Source organism: Candidatus Corynebacterium faecigallinarum (genome assembly GCF_052264515.1).
In the GTDB taxonomy this organism is placed as follows: domain Bacteria; phylum Actinomycetota; class Actinomycetes; order Mycobacteriales; family Mycobacteriaceae; genus Corynebacterium; species Corynebacterium faecigallinarum.
In genome coordinates this window covers 1-15,574 of sequence record NZ_JBQQOC010000011.1, presented here as the reverse complement: position 1 = coordinate 15,574, position 15,574 = coordinate 1, and the positions used below count along the sequence as shown (strand labels likewise).

Annotated in this window: 15 protein-coding genes and 2 tRNA genes; 5 read left to right on the top strand and 12 right to left on the bottom strand. The window is 65.8% G+C overall.

Going from position 1 to position 15,574, the window contains the following annotated elements; translation table 11 throughout:
- The first annotated feature begins 251 nt into the window (after nt 1-251).
- Complete coding sequence (locus tag ACTXPP_RS07470; RefSeq protein WP_443341574.1) at nt 252-1,703, top strand: TetR/AcrR family transcriptional regulator; 1,452 nt, start codon at nt 252-254, stop codon at nt 1,701-1,703.
- Nucleotides 1,704-1,728: 25 nt separating this feature from the next.
- On the opposite strand, the gene clpX is transcribed toward ACTXPP_RS07470, so the two are convergent.
- From clpX to ACTXPP_RS07450, 4 genes are all read right to left on the bottom strand, one after another.
- Nucleotides 1,729-3,015: an ATP-dependent Clp protease ATP-binding subunit ClpX gene (gene clpX / locus ACTXPP_RS07465; RefSeq protein ID WP_301495848.1), complete on the bottom strand. Its 1,287-nt coding sequence runs from the start codon at nt 3,013-3,015 to the stop codon at nt 1,729-1,731.
- Nucleotides 3,016-3,190: 175 nt separating this feature from the next.
- On the bottom strand, nt 3,191-4,720 hold the full coding sequence (araA, locus tag ACTXPP_RS07460) for an L-arabinose isomerase (protein ID WP_443341573.1): 1,530 nt from the start codon (nt 4,718-4,720) through the stop codon (nt 3,191-3,193).
- Nucleotides 4,721-4,732: 12 nt separating this feature from the next.
- The gene (locus tag ACTXPP_RS07455) at nt 4,733-5,413 is read right to left on the bottom strand and encodes an L-ribulose-5-phosphate 4-epimerase (RefSeq protein WP_443341572.1); all 681 of its coding nucleotides are present in this window, start codon (nt 5,411-5,413) and stop codon (nt 4,733-4,735) included.
- Nucleotides 5,414-5,445: 32 nt separating this feature from the next.
- Nucleotides 5,446-5,847 (bottom strand): hypothetical protein, encoded by a 402-nt coding sequence (locus ACTXPP_RS07450; RefSeq protein WP_443341570.1) that lies wholly within the window; start codon nt 5,845-5,847, stop codon nt 5,446-5,448.
- 1 nt (nt 5,848) lies between these two features.
- On the opposite strand from ACTXPP_RS07450, the gene ACTXPP_RS07445 reads away from it, so the two are divergent.
- A complete protein-coding gene (locus ACTXPP_RS07445) occupies nt 5,849-6,718 on the top strand; it encodes an alpha/beta fold hydrolase (RefSeq protein ID WP_443341569.1) in 870 nt (289 codons plus the stop codon).
- Nucleotides 6,719-6,814: 96 nt separating this feature from the next.
- Complete coding sequence (gene purU / locus ACTXPP_RS07440; protein WP_301495840.1) at nt 6,815-7,699, top strand: formyltetrahydrofolate deformylase; 885 nt, start codon at nt 6,815-6,817, stop codon at nt 7,697-7,699.
- A 110-nt stretch (nt 7,700-7,809) separates the two neighbouring features.
- On the opposite strand, the gene ACTXPP_RS07435 is transcribed toward purU, so the two are convergent.
- The 5 genes from ACTXPP_RS07435 to ACTXPP_RS07415 form a co-directional block, all read right to left on the bottom strand.
- On the bottom strand, nt 7,810-8,529 hold the full coding sequence (locus tag ACTXPP_RS07435) for an ATP-dependent Clp protease proteolytic subunit (RefSeq protein ID WP_301495838.1): 720 nt from the start codon (nt 8,527-8,529) through the stop codon (nt 7,810-7,812).
- Nucleotides 8,530-8,544: 15 nt separating this feature from the next.
- Nucleotides 8,545-9,147, bottom strand: coding sequence for an ATP-dependent Clp protease proteolytic subunit (locus tag ACTXPP_RS07430; RefSeq protein WP_301495851.1), 603 nt, complete (start codon nt 9,145-9,147; stop codon nt 8,545-8,547).
- A gap of 407 nt (nt 9,148-9,554) precedes the next feature.
- Nucleotides 9,555-10,979, bottom strand: coding sequence for a trigger factor (gene tig, locus ACTXPP_RS07425; protein WP_301495836.1), 1,425 nt, complete (start codon nt 10,977-10,979; stop codon nt 9,555-9,557).
- Nucleotides 10,980-11,275: 296 nt separating this feature from the next.
- Nucleotides 11,276-11,349 (bottom strand) — tRNA-Pro (locus tag ACTXPP_RS07420).
- An 88-nt stretch (nt 11,350-11,437) separates the two neighbouring features.
- Nucleotides 11,438-11,980, bottom strand: coding sequence for an acyl-CoA thioesterase (locus tag ACTXPP_RS07415; protein ID WP_443341567.1), 543 nt, complete (start codon nt 11,978-11,980; stop codon nt 11,438-11,440).
- Nucleotides 11,981-12,067: 87 nt separating this feature from the next.
- On the opposite strand from ACTXPP_RS07415, the gene ACTXPP_RS07410 reads away from it, so the two are divergent.
- Nucleotides 12,068-12,280 carry a hypothetical protein gene (locus ACTXPP_RS07410; RefSeq protein WP_301495832.1) on the top strand — a complete coding sequence of 71 codons (213 nt, stop codon included), beginning with the start codon at nt 12,068-12,070 and terminating at the stop codon, nt 12,278-12,280.
- A gap of 76 nt (nt 12,281-12,356) precedes the next feature.
- Here ACTXPP_RS07410 and ACTXPP_RS07405 read toward each other — a convergent pair.
- A tRNA-Gly gene (locus ACTXPP_RS07405) sits at nt 12,357-12,431 on the bottom strand.
- Between the two features lie 54 nt (nt 12,432-12,485).
- Nucleotides 12,486-14,246 (bottom strand): pyruvate dehydrogenase, encoded by a 1,761-nt coding sequence (locus tag ACTXPP_RS07400; RefSeq protein WP_301495830.1) that lies wholly within the window; start codon nt 14,244-14,246, stop codon nt 12,486-12,488.
- Nucleotides 14,247-14,531: 285 nt separating this feature from the next.
- Here ACTXPP_RS07400 and ACTXPP_RS07395 point away from each other — a divergent pair, with 285 nt between their 5' ends.
- Nucleotides 14,532-14,771, top strand: a complete 240-nt coding sequence (locus ACTXPP_RS07395; RefSeq protein WP_301525011.1) for a hypothetical protein — start codon at nt 14,532-14,534, stop codon at nt 14,769-14,771.
- 115 nt (nt 14,772-14,886) lie between these two features.
- Here ACTXPP_RS07395 and ACTXPP_RS07390 read toward each other — a convergent pair whose 3' ends face one another.
- Nucleotides 14,887-15,360 carry a ribose-5-phosphate isomerase gene (locus tag ACTXPP_RS07390; RefSeq protein WP_301525647.1) on the bottom strand — a complete coding sequence of 158 codons (474 nt, stop codon included), beginning with the start codon at nt 15,358-15,360 and terminating at the stop codon, nt 14,887-14,889.
- Nucleotides 15,361-15,574 lie beyond the last annotated feature (214 nt).

Genomic DNA, 15,574 nt, shown 5'->3' with positions numbered 1-15,574 from the left:
CGTCGTAGCGCCCCTTTCGGACACCCCCTCGCCACCCGGACTACCCCTGTTCAAGTGCCCCCTGTCGAGTGTATTCGTGCCGGATACAGACCTACCACGGCAAAATGGTGACAACAGGTGTTCCCGGGGCCGTATCCTGGAAAGACTGTGGACCGCCCGACGCCGGCACCACAACCACCGGACACGCCACCGGGTGCACACCCCCGCACCCCTGATGAGGCCACCCGACCCACTCCAGGAGACCCGCCGCCATGACCACCGACCCGGACCCGTCCACCACGCTTCCCGGCACCCACCGTCGTTACGGCTGCTCGGTCGAGGACTACCGACTCGTGCTGGACACCGCCATCCCCGAACTCGTGCGTTCGGGCCTTGCGGCCGAAACTCGCGACATCGCCGTCGGGGCCGGGGTCTCCCCCAACCACCCGCTGCTGCGCGACACCCAGGTGCTCTACGACGAAGCACTGCGCTACGCCTTCCGCCTGATCTGGCCACGTCCCGAAGACCTCGATGTCGAGAACCTCGTTCCGGCCGAAGCGGTCCGCACCCTGGTGCGCACCGCCTACCGCCGACACCGGGCACACCCGGACGCCGTCCGGCTGATCGTCACGGAGAACATCGCCGGGTACGGACATGTCGGCGGACGCCACGACGTGCTCGAATCCTCCCCGGTGGTGCTGCAGATCGACCGGGTACTGATGCGTGGCCAGGACTACGGTGCGTTCCGGCCGGGAATCTCCGCCGAGGATGTCTACGTCCTGATCACCTCATTGTGTTGCTTCCCCGCCTCCCAGGGCACCACCTTCCACACCCACTACGGCACCGACCTGGACAATGCGCAGACGGTTGACGGCCTGGAGAAGTTGGCATGCGATGCGGTTCTGGCGTTCCTGACCACCTCGATGCCCACCACGCAGGGCAGTTCCTACACCCACGCCAGCCCGACGAAGACCACCCCCTCCTCCGTGTCGGCGTCGCTGTACACCGCCGGGGATGGCGGCGAGGTCGAGGGAGTGGTCACCTTCCAGGCGGGCGACGGGCATGACACCGAGGAGCTCATGCGCATGGCGCAGGCCGGTTACGACCACGAGAACGACGAGGTCGTGGGCTACGGCAGCCACGGCGGGCACTCCGGGCACACCGCGCACGCTGCGTCCGCTGACCCGGACAGCTCGGGTGACTCGGGTGACTGGAGTGCGGATGAGGAGTCGGCGGCGACCGGCGTGGATGAGGACGCGGCGGGGGCCCTCGATGCAGCTGATCACGCTGGCGGTGCTGGTGTTGCTGGCGGTAACGGCTCTGTCGAAGATGGTGGCACCGTCGACGGTGTCGAGAGCACCGAAGCCGACGGAGCGTCCGACACGGCTGGCGACATGGACACCGTGGACGTCGGGGACGCAGCGGCGGCGGACGCTACTGCTCCCGCTACTGATCGGAATGCCGGAGAAAGCGGGAGTGATCAGTTCGACGGCGCACACGGTGCTGACCGCACTGACGGCAACGACGGCGCTGCCGGTGTCGATACCTCCGGTGAAAAATACACCGAGTTCGAGAAGCTGGTCGAGGCCACCGAGGCCGCGGCCGAACAGTCCAGCTACCAGGGATACCAGGCCTACAACAACTTCTGGGACCCCGACGAGGACTCAGACCCGGACGACGAGAACACCGCCGACGACCACATCGCCGGGCTGTACGACGACTGAGTGTTGCGGGCGGTCGAGGCCTGCGTCAGGCGCTGCGCTGCTCGCGCTCGGCGACCTCTTCATGCGTCAGCAGCTGCGGCTCTCCCTCCCCGGTCACCGTCCCGCCGGTGATGATCACCTCACCGGTGTCCTCGTCATCGGGGATCGAGTACATCAGCGGCAGCAGGATGCTCTCCACGATCGAGCGCAGACCACGGGCTCCGGTCTCCCGCTCCAGTGCCTTGCGGGCGATGGCACGCAGGGCGTCCTCCTCGAAGGTCAGCTGCACCCCGTCCATCTCGAACAGTCGCTGGTACTGGCGCACCAGTGAGTTCTTCGGCTCGGTGAGGATCTGCATCAGCGACTCCTCGTCCAGGTGGCCGACGTGGGTGATCACCGGCAGACGACCGATGAGCTCAGGGATCAGCCCGAACTTCACCATGTCCTCCGGCTCCACGTGCCGGAACGGATCCGGATCCTCGTCGGCCTTGCCGCGGACCTCGGCGCCGAAGCCGACACCCTTGCGTCCGCGCCGCTCGGAAATGACCTTCTCCAGGCCGGCGAAAGCGCCGGAGACGATGAACAGCACATTCTTCGTGTCGAACTGGATGAGTTCCTGGTTCGGGTGTTTGCGTCCACCCTGCGGCGGAACGGCGGCGACGGTGCCCTCCAGGATCTTCAGCAATGCCTGCTGTACGCCCTCACCGGAAACGTCACGGGTGATCGACGGGTTCTCCGACTTGCGGGAGATCTTGTCCACCTCGTCGACGTAAATGATGCCCTGCTGGGCCTTCGCCACGTCGAAGTCGGCGGACTGCAGCAGCTTCAGCAGGATGTTCTCCACGTCCTCACCGACGTAGCCGGCCTCGGTGAGGCTGGTGGCGTCGGCAATGGCGAAGGGCACGTCCAGCATGCGGGCAAGCGACTGCGCCAGGTAGGTTTTGCCGGAGCCGGTGGGGCCGAGCATGAGGATATTCGACTTGGTCAGCTCGACCTGGTCGTCACTGCGCCGGGCGGTGGCGTCCGAGGACTCGGCGCGGATACGCTTGTAGTGGTTGTAGACGGCGACGGCGAGGGTGCGCTTCGCATCGTCCTGCCCGATGACGTACTCGTCGAGGAAACGGGTGATCGCCGCAGGACGCGGCAGGTCACCGGAATCATCACCGGAGGAAGCACCGGCGGCGAGTTCCTCGTCGATGATCTCGTTACACAGCTCGATGCACTCATCGCAAATGTAGACACCGGGACCGGCGATGAGCTTTCGGACCTGCTTCTGGCTCTTTCCACAGAACGAGCACTTCAGCAGCTCGGCACTTTCCTGCATCGATGGCATCTGGGGGGAACACTCCTGGGAACTGGTGGGTGTCAGGGACAATTCCACCCGATTGTACCCCTCTGGGGGCGGTGTTGAGCGCCGGTTGTCGTCGGCGCGTCAGGCGACCCCCACTCCACGCCGGGGGTTCGATACTCCTCGGGTTCCCCCGAGTCAGGCATGACGCTGTGTCAGGTCAGAAGCCCTGGGCGACGCGCTGGTACACCGCGTTCCACCGCAGGGAGTCTTCGAAGCGGTCGACGGTGGTGTCCTCGTCGATGACGGCGAGCTCCACCTCGGAGATGCGGGCGAAGTCACGCCAGGTCTCGACGTCGAGAGCGGTGGACATCACGGTGTGGTGGGCCGCACCGGCGGCGAGCCAGCAGGCGGCGGAGGTCGCCAGTGACGGGGCCGGCTCCCAGACCGCGCGGGCGACGGGGAGGTTCGGCAGCGGCTGGTCCGGCTCGACGACCTTGACGACGTTGGCGGTGAGCCGGAAGCGGTCACGCAGGTCGGACAGGGCGACGACGACGGCGTCGCCGGGATCGGTGTCGAAGACCAGGCTCACCGGGTCCTCCCGGTCGCCGATGCCCAGCGGGTGGATCTCCAGGCTCGGCTTCTTCCCCTGCTCCGTGGCCTGCGAGGCCAGGGTCGGACAGATCTCCAGCATGTGGGCGCCGAGAATCTTCTCGTTGCCAGCGGTGAGGTTGTAGGAGTAGTCCTCCATGAGGCTCGCGCCACCGGGCAGGCCGTAGCCCATTACCTTGGCGATGCGGATCAGAACACCGGTCTTCCAGTCCCCCTCGGCGCCGAAGCCGTAGCCGTCGGCCATGAGCCGCTGGACGGCGAGCCCCGGAAGTTGGCGCAGCTCACCGAGGTCCTCGAAGGTGTCGGTGAAGGCGTAGGCGCCCTCTGCCTCGAGGAAGCCGCGGATCGCCGCTTCCTGCCTCGCGGCGTAGCGCAGCGAGTCGTGGCGGTCGCCGCCGGGCAACAGGGCCGGGTCGACGTCGTAGAGCTCGGTGTATTCGGCGACCAGGGTGTCGACGGTCTCCTCGGACACGGTGTCCACCGCGGCGGCGAGCTCGTTGACGCTCCAGGTGTCCACGGAGGTGCCGAAGCGGATCTCGCCCTCGGTCTTGTCACCCTCGGTGACGGCGACATTGCGCATGTTGTCGCCGAAGCGGACCATCTTCAGGTGCTGGGCCTCGTACCAGCCGGTGGCGGCACGGGACCAGCCGCCGATGCGTGCGGTGACGCGCTGCTCGGAGGTGTGGCCGACGACGCTGACGCGCGGGATGCCGAGGCGGGTGAGGAGGTAGCCGAACTCGCGGTCGCCGTGGGCGGCCTGGTTGAGGTTCATGAAGTCCATGTCGATGGAGCTCCACGGGATCTGCTCGTCGGCCTGGGTGTGCAGGTGCAGCAGCGGCTTGCGAAGGGCCTTGAGGCCGCGGATCCACATCTTCGCCGGGGAGAACGTGTGCATCCAGGTGATGACGCCGACGACGTTGTCCCGGGCCCCGGCCTCGAGGATGGTGGACAGGATGTTGTCGGAGTCGGTGAGGACCGGCTTCCAGACGATCTTCACGGGGATGTCGTCGGAGGCGTCGAGCCGCTCGGCGATGACGCGGGACTGCTCGGCGACCTGGTCGAGGGTCTCGGGACCGTAGAGGCCCTGGGAGCCGGTGAGGAACCAGATCTCGCGGTCGGTGAAAGGGTTCTGCATCATGGTGGTTCTCTCCTACTGTCCGTAGACGTTCTGGTAGCGGTTGTTGAGCTGGTCGATGCTCTCCTGCGGGATCGGCAGGGTGTCGCCGAGCTGGCGGGCCAGGCGCATCGCCTTGGCGACCTCCTCGACCATCACGGCGGCCTTCACGGCCGAGCGGCCGTCCTTGCCGACGGTGAACGGACCGTGGTTCTGCATGAGCACCTCCGGGGAGCGGGAATCACGCAGGGTCTCGACGATGCCGCGTCCGATGGAGTCGTCGCCGATGATCGCGAAGGGGCCGACGGGCACGGGGCCGCCGAACTCGTCGGCCATCATGGTCAGTCCGCAGGGGATCTCCTCGCCGCGGGCGGCCCAGGCCGTCGCGTAGCTGGAGTGGGTGTGGACGACGCCGCCGATGTGGTCCATGTTCTCGTAGACGTAGGCGTGGGCGGCGGTGTCCGAGGACGGTGCCCGGTCACCGTCGACCAGTTCGCCCTTGATGTCGCAGACGACCATGGCCTCCAGGGTGAGCCCGTCGTAGCTGACACCGGAGGGCTTGATGACGATGAGGTCGTTGGTGCCGGGGGTGCCGTCCTCATTCACGATGACGCGTTCGGAGACATTGCCGGCGGTCCAGACGACGAGTTCCCAGCGGGGCAGTTCGGCGTGCAGGTCGCAGACGCGGACGCGGGTTGCGGCGACGGCGTCCTGCACTGACTGCGGCTAGTCGGACAGTGGGCGGTTACTCATCGGTGGTCCTTTCGGTGGGTGGTTGCTGCAGTGGTGGAGTCGGCGGTGAAGTCGGCGGGGATGAGGTCGGTGGCCGCGCGTTCCAGTTCGACGACAGCGCGGAACCGCTCGAGGTAGGCGGCGAAGCCGCGGACGTCGCGGTCGACCGGTGCGAGAACCTCGGCCTCCTGGCCGGCGAAGATCTTCTGGTCCAGGAAGTCCGCGAGGCTCGTGTCGGCGTCCTGTTCGTCACGAAGCGCGTCCCGGCGGCCCGGGGCCGCACCCTGGAGGAGATCGAGCAGCAGTCGAACCCGGAGGTCGAGGAAGCCACGATGAAGGCAGCCGCGCAGGAGTCCGTCGCACGCTGACGCAGCCCGTCCCCCAGCTCGAGAATCCGGGATGTTCAGTACGCTGAACACCATGAGTATTCTCCACACCCGCATCACCGGACGCGGCCGCCGCACCGTGGTCCTGCTCGGCGCCCTGGGCTCGGGCGTGGACATGTGGACCGGCGTCCAGAACCGACTCAGCGTCCCCGGCCCCGGCACCGACAGTGTCCCCGGTGCCCGCGTCATCGCCGTCGACCACCGTGGTCACGGTAGCCACGGTGGTCACGGTGGTTCCGTCCTGCCGGACGGCACGCAGGACGCTCCGGTGACCATCGCCGACCTCGCCGGCGACGTCACCGAGACCCTCGACCGACTCGGTCTCGACGGTGGGAGGGACGCCACCCGAATCGACCTCGTCGGCCTGTCCATCGGCGGCGCGATCGCCCAGCACCTTGCCGGATCCCCCGACGCCAGCCACCGGGTACGCACACTGACCCTGATGTGCACCGCGCCGAGCTTCGGCTCCCCGGAAACCTGGACAGCGAAAGCCACCGCGGTGCGCGCCGGTGGACTGGCCACCCTGCAGGACCTCGGCGAGGACACCGTCCAGCGGTGGCTGACACCTGGTTACCTCGCCGACCACCCGGCGACCGCGGCGTCCATCGTCGCGATGATCGCCGGAACCTCCCCGGAAGGCTACGCGCAGTGCTGCGAGGCCCTCTCGTCCTTCAACGGCACTGACCTGCTGGGGCAGGTCACGGTGCCGACGCTGACGGTGGCCGGCGCGTCCGACCCGACCTGCCCGCCGGAGACGCTGAAGGCGATGTCCGAGGCCGTGGCAGGCAACGGTCTCTCTGACGGCGTGGTCCGCCACGAGGTCATCGAACCCGGCGCACACCTGCTGCCGGTACAGCAGGCCCAGCGGGTAGCTGATCTGCTGCAGGAGTTCTGGGGGCCGTAGCTGGTGTTGTGGGCCGTCACCAGTAGTGTTGAGCCCTGAGCAACCCTCGTTCTGGCCACTCGGCCCCACCCCACACCTGATCCAAGGAGTACACCCGTGTCCGCGTCCGGCAACACCATCCCGTCCCTGGTCGACCAGGCCTGCCTCATCGTCCACGGACCGGACCAGCCGGGCCTCGTCGCCCACATCACCGCCGCGATCACCCGCAACGAGGGCAACATCACCGCCCTGGACCAGTACTCCAGCAATGACCAGGACGGTGTTTTCTTCCAGCGCATCGTCTTCCACCGCCACAACCTCATCACCGCGATGGACGACATCCGTGCCGACCTGTCCGAGACTCTGGCGTCCTGCAACATGAGCTGGTCGTTGAGCGACCGGTCGCAGCCCAAGCGCATGGCAGTCCTGGCCTCGGCCGGCGACCACTGCCTGCTGGACCTGCTGTGGCGACACCGGCGCGAGGAGCTTCCGGTCACCATCCCGATGGTGATATCCAACCACACCACCACCGCAGACGACGTCCGCACGTTCGGTGTGCCCTTCTTCCACGTCCCCTCGCAGAAGGGGCCGGACAAGGCCGAGTCGGAGGCGGAGATCCTCAAACTCCTCAAGGGCAACGTGGACTTCGTGGTGCTGGCCCGCTACATGCAGGTGCTCTCCAATGACTTCCTGGAGAAACTGGGCGTACCGGTGATCAACATCCACCACTCCTTCCTGCCGGCCTTCGTCGGCGCCGACCCCTACCGTCGGGCGTGGGAGCGCGGCGTGAAGCTGATCGGCGCGACCGCCCACTACGTCACCGAGGACCTGGACGAGGGCCCGATCATCGAACAGGACACCGTGCGGGTGACCCACCGTGACTCGGTGGCCGACCTGCGCCAGCGTGGTGCCGAGGTCGAGCGGTCCGTGCTGTCCCGTGCGGTGACCTGGCACGCAGAAGATCGTGTGATCCGCAACGGGAACCACACGATCGTGTTCTAACACTACGGCAGCCACTGCGCTCCTCGGGCAGTCACCGGAAAACGCTGAAGCCCGCGGGGAGGTCCCCGCGGGCTTCGTGCTGTGACGCCGAAGCGTCCTACTGCTGTGTCCTACTTCTGGGCCGACAGCTTCCGGTACTCGAAGACCTGGTCGACGATGCCGTACTCCTTGGCACCCTCGGCAGTGAGGAACTTGTCGCGGTCGGTGTCCTTACGGACCTGCTCCTCGGTCTGGCCGGTGTGCTGGGCCAGGGTGGACTCCATGAGACGGCGCATGCGCTCGATCTCATTGGCCTGGATCTCCAGATCGGAGACCTGACCCTGGGTGCCCTGGGTGGCCGGCTGGTGGATCAGCACACGTGCGTTCGGCAGTGCGGCGCGCTTGCCCTTGGTGCCGGCGGCCAGCAGCACAGCGGCCGCGGAGGCAGCCTGACCGAGGCAGACGGTCACGATGTCGGGACGCACGTACTGCATCGTGTCGTAGATGGCCATCAGCGCGGTGAAGGAACCACCGGGCGAGTTAATGTACATCGTGATGTCACGGTCCGGGTCCAGTCCCTCCAGGACCAGCAGCTGGGCCATGATGTCATTCGCCGAGGCATCGTCGACCTGGGTACCCAGGAAGATGATGCGCTCCTCGAAGAGCTTGTTGTAGGGGTTGGACTCCTTGGCGCCCCAGGAGGAGTGCTCCACGAAGGACGGGAGGATGTAGCGCGACGTCGGCATCTGGACACCAGACACCTCTCCGGTCGGCGCTGCCGTCCCTGCCGTGCCCGTCAGCCCCGACAGTTCGGTGGCGTGGGTGAATCCGGTCATGTTCTCGCTTCCCATGTGTACTTCTTCTCCCTACTGGTCCTTGGCCGAGCCGATGACGTGATCGACGAAGCCGTACTCCAGTGCCTGCTGTGCGGTGAACCACCGGTCACGGTCGGAGTCCTTCTGGATCTGTTCCAGGGACTGTCCGGTGTGCTCGGCGATCAGCTCTGCCATCTCCCGCTTGGTCTGGGCGAACTGCTCAGCCTGGATGGCGATGTCTGCGGCGGTACCACCGACACCGGCCGACGGCTGGTGCATCATGATCCGGGCGTGCGGCAGGGCGTAACGCTTGCCCTGGGTGCCGGCGGACAGCAGGAACTGGCCCATGGAGGCAGCCAGGCCCATGCCGTAGGTGGCGACGTCGCACGGGGCGTACTGCATCGTGTCGAAGATCGCCATACCGGCGGTCACCGAGCCACCCGGGGAATTGATGTACAGCTTGATGTCGCTGTCCGGGTCCTCTGCGCTCAGCAGGAGGATCTGTGCACAGAGCTTGTTGGCGATCTCGTCATCGACCTGGGTGCCCAGGAAGATGATGCGCTCGCGCAGCAGGCGCTCGAACACCGAATCGTTGAGGTTCATCCCCGTGGCCGCGGTCATCTGCGCCGTACGCAGTGCCTGACCGGCGGACATGTCGTTTGTGCTCACTTATGCTCCTCGCTCAAGTTCACGTGGTTGGAATGAGGTCCAGCGTAGTCAAGTGCCGGGTCGTATGCGGCCGTCAGGTGGCGTGTTCGCTGTCAGCGCACGGGGTGCGGTGTTGAGTGACGGACTGGGCGGTGCGCCCATGGTGTGCCGTGGTGCGTTGACTGGTCAACTGACATCAGGACGCTACCGCCGTCCTTCTCCACGTACCCCAGCATCCGTCACACCTGGTCGATCGACATGGTTGCATATGCAACGCCGTAACCTGGGAAAACAACAGAACACCTCCCGCGCAGAAAACGCGGGAGGTGTGATGTTTGACGCCCGGGGCGGGCCGATGCCGACGACCCCCCCCCCCCCGCTGGCCGGAGTTCTGGAGGAACCCGGCCTGACGACTACTTCTCGGTGTCCTCGGTGGCCTCGACGGTGATCGTCTCGGTGGCCTCGGCGTCGGCATCCGCCTCAACCTCGGCACCCTCGGCACCCTCAGCAACCTCAGCTTCCTGGCCGAAGAAGTCCTTCGGGTCAATGGATGCACCGTTGGTGTCGGCGACAGTGACCTTGCAGATGTTCAGGGCCAGTGCCTTGCCGCGACGCACGTCGGCGAAGAGGTTGGCGATCTGGCCGGACTGCTGCAGCTGCATGACGAACTGGTTCGGGTCCATGCCGTAGCGCTGTGCGGTGAACATGATGTGGTCGGTGAGCTCCTGCTGGGAGACCTCCGGCTTCTCGATGTCCGCCAGGGAGTCCAGGAACAGCTGGGTACGCACGGAGTCCTCCGCGGCCTCGCGGGTGTCCTCCTCGAACTTCTCCCGGGTGATGTCCTGGGCGGCGAGCATCTGCTCGAAGATCTTCTCGTCGCCACCGAACTGGCTCAGCAGCTGCTGCAGCTGACCGTCGACCTGCTCCTGGACCACGGACTCCGGCAGCGGAACCTCGGTCTTCTCGAGGGCGGCAGCCAGGACCTTGTCGCGGATGTCGCCGGCCTGCTGGCCCTTGAGCTGCTCCTCGACCTGGCCCTTCAGGGAGTCCTTCAGCTCGTCGAGGGTGTCGAACTCGCTGGCGAGCTGGGCGAAGTCGTCGTCCAGCTCCGGCAGCTCGCGCTCCTTGACGGAACCAACGGTGACGGTGGCCTGTGCGGCGGAGTCGGCGTGCTCGCCGGAGACCAGGGTGGTGTCGAACTCCTTGGACTCACCCTCGGACAGGCCGATGAGCGCCTCGTCCAGACCCTCGACCAGGGACGCGGAGCCGACCTCGTAGGACAGCCCCTCGGAGGACGCCTCGTCGACAGCCTCGCCGTCGACGGTGGCGTTCAGGTCGATGGAGACGAAGTCACCGTCCTGCACGGCACGGTCGACAGCCTTGAGGGTGCCGAAGCGGGCGCGCAGGTTGGTCAGCTCGGACTCGATGGCCTCGTCGTCGGCGACCAGCGGCTCAACCTCGACGGACAGCTCGGCGAAGTCGGGGACATCGATCTCCGGGCGGACGTCGACCTCGGCGGTGAAGGTGACGTGGTCGTTGTCCTCGAGCTCGGCGATGTCGATGTCGGGCTGGCCGAGAGCCTTGACGTCGTTCTCCTCGATGGCCTCGCCGTAACGGCTCGGCAGCATGTCGTTGAGAACCTCGTTCAGGATCGCGCCGCGGCCCAGGCGGGCCTCCAGGATCTTCGCGGGGACCTTGCCCTTGCGGAAGCCCGGCAGGCTGACCTGCTGGGCCAGGGTCTTGTAGGCGTTGTCGAACTCGGGCTTCAGCTCGTCGAAGGGAACCTCGACGGTGAGCTTGGCGCGGGTGGCACTCAGCTGTTCAACGGAGCTCTTCACGGATGCACACTCCTGTGTGTTCTTGTCTGTGTACGGTCGGCCGGCGGGCACGGACACCACCCGGGGGTTGACCCGGGTGGTGTGGTCGTCGCGTGCCGTCCAGTCTGTCACCCGCTGCCCCCGTCAGTGACGGCGGGGACGGGGACGAGCCGGAGGCGGCCACCGGTTTCATGGTCGTCGCCGATTTTATCGTGTGGCCGAGACGGACGGGCAGGGGGGGTCGGTCCTTTGGCCACATCTGTCGCCAAATGTCTCCAAAGGGCCGGAACCGCACCTGCCCGCCATTCCAGCACCCGTCGGGATAGCGGGATTTGAACCCACGACCCCTCGCTCCCAAAGCGAGTGCGCTACCAAACTGCGCCATATCCCGGCGGCAGAAATCGATCTGACGGTGCAGTCGTTCTGCTGCTGTGTGATGTTACGGGGTCGCCGTTGAGACCGGCAACGTCGGGTACCGCTTAATCGCCGAGGGGCGTCGACTTCGCAGCGTCACGGGAGTTCGCGTTCCACTCCGGGATCCAGTTCGGCACGTCCCCGTGCGCGGCCGGCGGCGCCGACAGCAGGTCGGCCATCTCAGCGTCGGAGACGGTGCCGCCTTTCTTCTTCAGGACGCGAAGACGCACCACCGCGTGGGCGCAGACGGTCCCTTTGTGGACGAAGGCCTGCTCGACGAAGACCGCGCGGGCGTCGCCGCTGAGCAAGCGGGTGCGGATCTCGAACTTCTGCCAGGGCATCAGTGAGCGACGGTAGTTGATGGTCTGCCCGGCGACGACGAGGTAGTACCCGAGTTCCTCGCTGCGGCGGTACAGGCCGGAGCGCATCATCAGTTCGGTGCGGGCCAGATCGAGCATCGTCAGGTAGCGGCCGTTGTTCATGTGCCCGAGAGTGTCGAGGTCATTGGGCAGCACACGCATCGGCGTGGAGACCGTGTCCCACGGATCGAGGGCAGGCAGTCGGCGGCTGCGCACGATGGTGAGCAGCAGACGAAGATAAAGGTTCATGGAACGGTCACTCTAGTACAACGGCTCCGGTAAGCGGCATCCTATCCGCACTGTAGGCTGTGCGCAGGACGTTCACCGAGGAGACCCATGGAAATCATCACCGCCGTATTCGATGCTGTCGTCGGCTGGATCATCACCACAATCACCAACGCCATCGACTTGCTCTGGCCCACCGTCAACTGCGATGAGCGGGAGCACCCGGCCGACCACTACCCCGGCGGGACCTGGCCGGACGGTTCCCCCATCCCCGAGGGCATCACCTGCGGAAGCCCCGATCACTGGACGGACCCTGCGGACTAGGGGTACTTCCCGGGAGGGGGAAGCCGGACAGGAATGACGAAACCCCCTCTGGTTCTGGCCGGAGGGGGTTTCTACGTGGAGGGAATGACGGGAATCGAACCCGCGTCTTCAGCTTGGAAGGCTGAGGTATTAGCCACTATACGACATTCCCCTTGTTCCGCCGACGACGATACACCACCTTCGCCTGACGCGGAAAACCGGCAGGCTACAGTCCCTTGAAACCGGAGGGACGCGGCACATTACGCAGATTCGACTTCGCCAGGTCGAACATCTTGCCCACTCCACCTTCCAGCACCGTGCGCGTCGCCGCACGGGTGAAGCCAGCGACCTGCTCCAGGGAGATCTCCGGTGGGATGGACAGCGCATTCGGGTCGGTGACCACGTCCACCACCGCCGGACCGTCATAGGCCAGCGCCTCGGCGAGAACCGGCCTGACGTCCTCCGGATCCTCGATGCGGAACGCCTTGATCCCGCATGCTTCGGCGATGTCGGCGTAGTTGACCTTCTCGTGGTCGGTACCGAAGTCCGGCATTCCCGCGACCAGCATCTCCAGCTTGACCATGCCGAGGGTCGAGTTGTTGTAGACGATTGCCTTCAGCGGCACCTGGTGCAGTTTCATGGTCAGCAACTCCCCCATGAGCATGCCCAGGCCGCCGTCACCGCACATGGCGATGACCTGCCGCTGACCTTCCACCGCTTCTGCGGCACCGATGGCCTGCGGCAAGGCGTTCGCCATCGTCCCGTGGCGGAAGGACGCCAGCAGTTTCCGCTGTCCGGTGGGAGTGATGTAGCGCGCGTGCCAGACATTGCACATGCCGGTGTCCGCGGTGAACACCGCGTCGTCGTCCGCGAGCTCGTCGAGAACGTAGGTGACATGCTCTGGATGCAGCGGCACCTGGTTCTCGATGTTCTGTGTGTATGCGTCGATGACGTGGCGGAGGTTGGCCTCCTGCTTCTTGAGCATCGTCTCCAGGAAGCTCGCGTCTTGCTTTGTGTCGATCATCGGCAGCAGGTCGTCGATGGTCGCAGCGACATCACCGGTCACCGGGTAGCTCACGTTCGTGCGCCGACCGATGTTGCCGCCCTTGTTGTCGACCTGGGCGGTGGGAGTGGTGCGGGGCAGGAACTCGGTGTACGGGAAGTCGGTACCCAGCAGGATCAACAGGTCCGCCTCGTCGAAGGCCTCGGAGCAGGCGCCGTAGCCGAGCAGTCCGGACATGCCGACATCGAAGGGGTTGTCGTAGTGCAGGTACTCCTTGCCGCCGTAGGCGTGGCCCACGGGTGCCTTGATCTTCTCCGCCAGGGCGAAGACCTGGTCCCGGGCGTCCTTGCAACCGGCACCGCCGAAGATGGTGACCTTGCCGGCCTTGTTGATCGCCTCAGCCAGGTCCGCGACCTCACGCGAAGACGGGTGGACGACCGGAGGGTCCGTCGCGATCCGGGACTTCAGCTGTGGCGATTCCACTGCGTTGTCGCCGGCAATGTCGCCGGGAACGACAAGAACCGAGACGCCGTTGCCCGCCATCGTGGACTGGATGGCGTGGTGCAGGATCATCGCCCCCTGTGCCGCGGAGTTCACCATCTCGCAGTATCCCGAACACTCGGAGAAGAGCGCCTCGGGGTGGGTCTCCTGGAAGTAGTGGGATCCGATGAACTGGGAGGGGATGTGACTGGCGATGGCCAGCACCTTCCCTCCGTTCCGGTGGGAGTCGTACAACCCCTGGACCAGGTGGGTGTTACCGGGCCCGCATGATCCGGCACAGACCGCGAGATTGCCGGTCACCAGGGACTCTGCCCCGGCGGCGAAGGCGGCGGCTTCCTCATTGCGGACATGGAACCATTCGATACTGCTTCGCTTGACGGCGTCAACGACCGGGTTGAGGCTGTCGCCGACGAGTCCGAAGATACGCCGGACGCCCTGTGCCTCCAGGGCGTCGACGAGTTGTTCTGCGTAAGTGCGTGCCATGAGGTTCGCTCCTGACCAAGGTGTGCCCGAGGTGTGCCCGAGATGTTCAATCGGACGGTGTCCGTGTACCCCTACCGAGGGTAGGCCTCCTCGCCTGTCACTGCATGACACCGTCCCGATGCCCCGACAGCACCAGCACAAGCTAATACCACAATAAATAGTTGCATATTACTAATAGGGGTATTTTCAGTGGGTCAGATCACATGGAGCGAATCTTACCTGGTGTTTTACCGGTGACAGCCGGTGACGTATCGCAGTTTCCAGAGCAGTAAGTACGGTTAAGGCATGCGCCCGACCATCATTGACTCAGACAGCGGACGGCCCCTGTGGACCGCCGCGCAGTGTGCGGAGTACTCCGGCACCGCCCGCGGAACGTTCACCAGCTACGCCGGCCGTGGCCGCGCCCCCGAGCCGGTGACGAAGTACCAGGGCCTTACTCTGTGGGATTCCGAAGCCGTGAAGGGTTGGCATGAATCGCGCCAACAGCGCGGCGGCTTCACCACCCGAGCCGGCGAAGCGTCCTGACCGCCCACCCCATCCCTCCCCTAGAAACGACAGGGCCCGGAGACCGAGGTCTCCGGGCCCTGTCCCATGCCTGCACGCACCTGCACCACAGGTGAGTGCGCCGCAGGTTGATACGTTAAGCGGACGGCAGCTCGGGAGTTTCCCCGGTCTGCTCGTACTCCCCCAGGATGTCGATGCGGCGCTGGTGACGCTCAGCACCCGACCACGGCTGGGAAATGAAGGCGTCGACGATCTCCAGGACCTCGGACTCGGAGTGCATGCGGCCACCGATCCCGACCAGCTGGGCGTTGTTGTGCTCGCGGGCCAGCTTGGCGGTCTCCACCGACCAGGCCAGGGCGCAGCGGGCACCGACGACCTTGTTCGCGGCGATCTGCTCGCCGTTGCCGGACCCGCCGAGGACGATACCGAGCGAACCCGGGTCATCCACGGTCTTGCGGGCCGCTTCAATGCAGAACGCGGGGTAGTCGTCTTCCGGATCGAAGGTGTGCGCACCGCAGTCGACAACCTCGAGACCCTTGTCCCGGAGGTGGTCGGCGATGAGATTCTTCATCTCGAATCCAGCATGGTCAGCACCAAGGTAAATACGCATGTCGGTCAGTTTATCCGAGGTCGGCCACCCGTAGGTCAAGCTGGTGAACTTTTTCCGGCACAACGTCCGGCAGGACATCCTACCCGAAAAAGCCGGGTGGGGTCGGTGCGCACTGCTGCGCACTGACCCCACCCGACGTGGACGACCATGTTACCGGTCAGCGATCGGCAACCGATCCGATCAGACTGATGGTGTCCGTCGGGATCTCGTCGAT

Coding starts and splice junctions, on each gene's coding strand:
- ACTXPP_RS07395 (WP_301525011.1), top strand. CDS start 14,532: ATGCGCCCGACCATCATTGACTCAGACAGCGGACGGCCCCTGTGGACC.
- ACTXPP_RS07435 (WP_301495838.1), bottom strand. CDS start 8,529: ATGGGAAGCGAGAACATGACCGGATTCACCCACGCCACCGAACTGTCG.
- ACTXPP_RS07390 (WP_301525647.1), bottom strand. CDS start 15,360: ATGCGTATTTACCTTGGTGCTGACCATGCTGGATTCGAGATGAAGAAT.
- ACTXPP_RS07400 (WP_301495830.1), bottom strand. CDS start 14,246: ATGGCACGCACTTACGCAGAACAACTCGTCGACGCCCTGGAGGCACAG.
- araA (WP_443341573.1), bottom strand. CDS start 4,720: ATGATGCAGAACCCTTTCACCGACCGCGAGATCTGGTTCCTCACCGGC.
- ACTXPP_RS07470 (WP_443341574.1), top strand. CDS start 252: ATGACCACCGACCCGGACCCGTCCACCACGCTTCCCGGCACCCACCGT.
- ACTXPP_RS07410 (WP_301495832.1), top strand. CDS start 12,068: ATGGAAATCATCACCGCCGTATTCGATGCTGTCGTCGGCTGGATCATC.
- ACTXPP_RS07430 (WP_301495851.1), bottom strand. CDS start 9,147: ATGTCCGCCGGTCAGGCACTGCGTACGGCGCAGATGACCGCGGCCACG.
- clpX (WP_301495848.1), bottom strand. CDS start 3,015: ATGCCATCGATGCAGGAAAGTGCCGAGCTGCTGAAGTGCTCGTTCTGT.
- ACTXPP_RS07445 (WP_443341569.1), top strand. CDS start 5,849: ATGAGTATTCTCCACACCCGCATCACCGGACGCGGCCGCCGCACCGTG.
- ACTXPP_RS07415 (WP_443341567.1), bottom strand. CDS start 11,980: ATGAACCTTTATCTTCGTCTGCTGCTCACCATCGTGCGCAGCCGCCGA.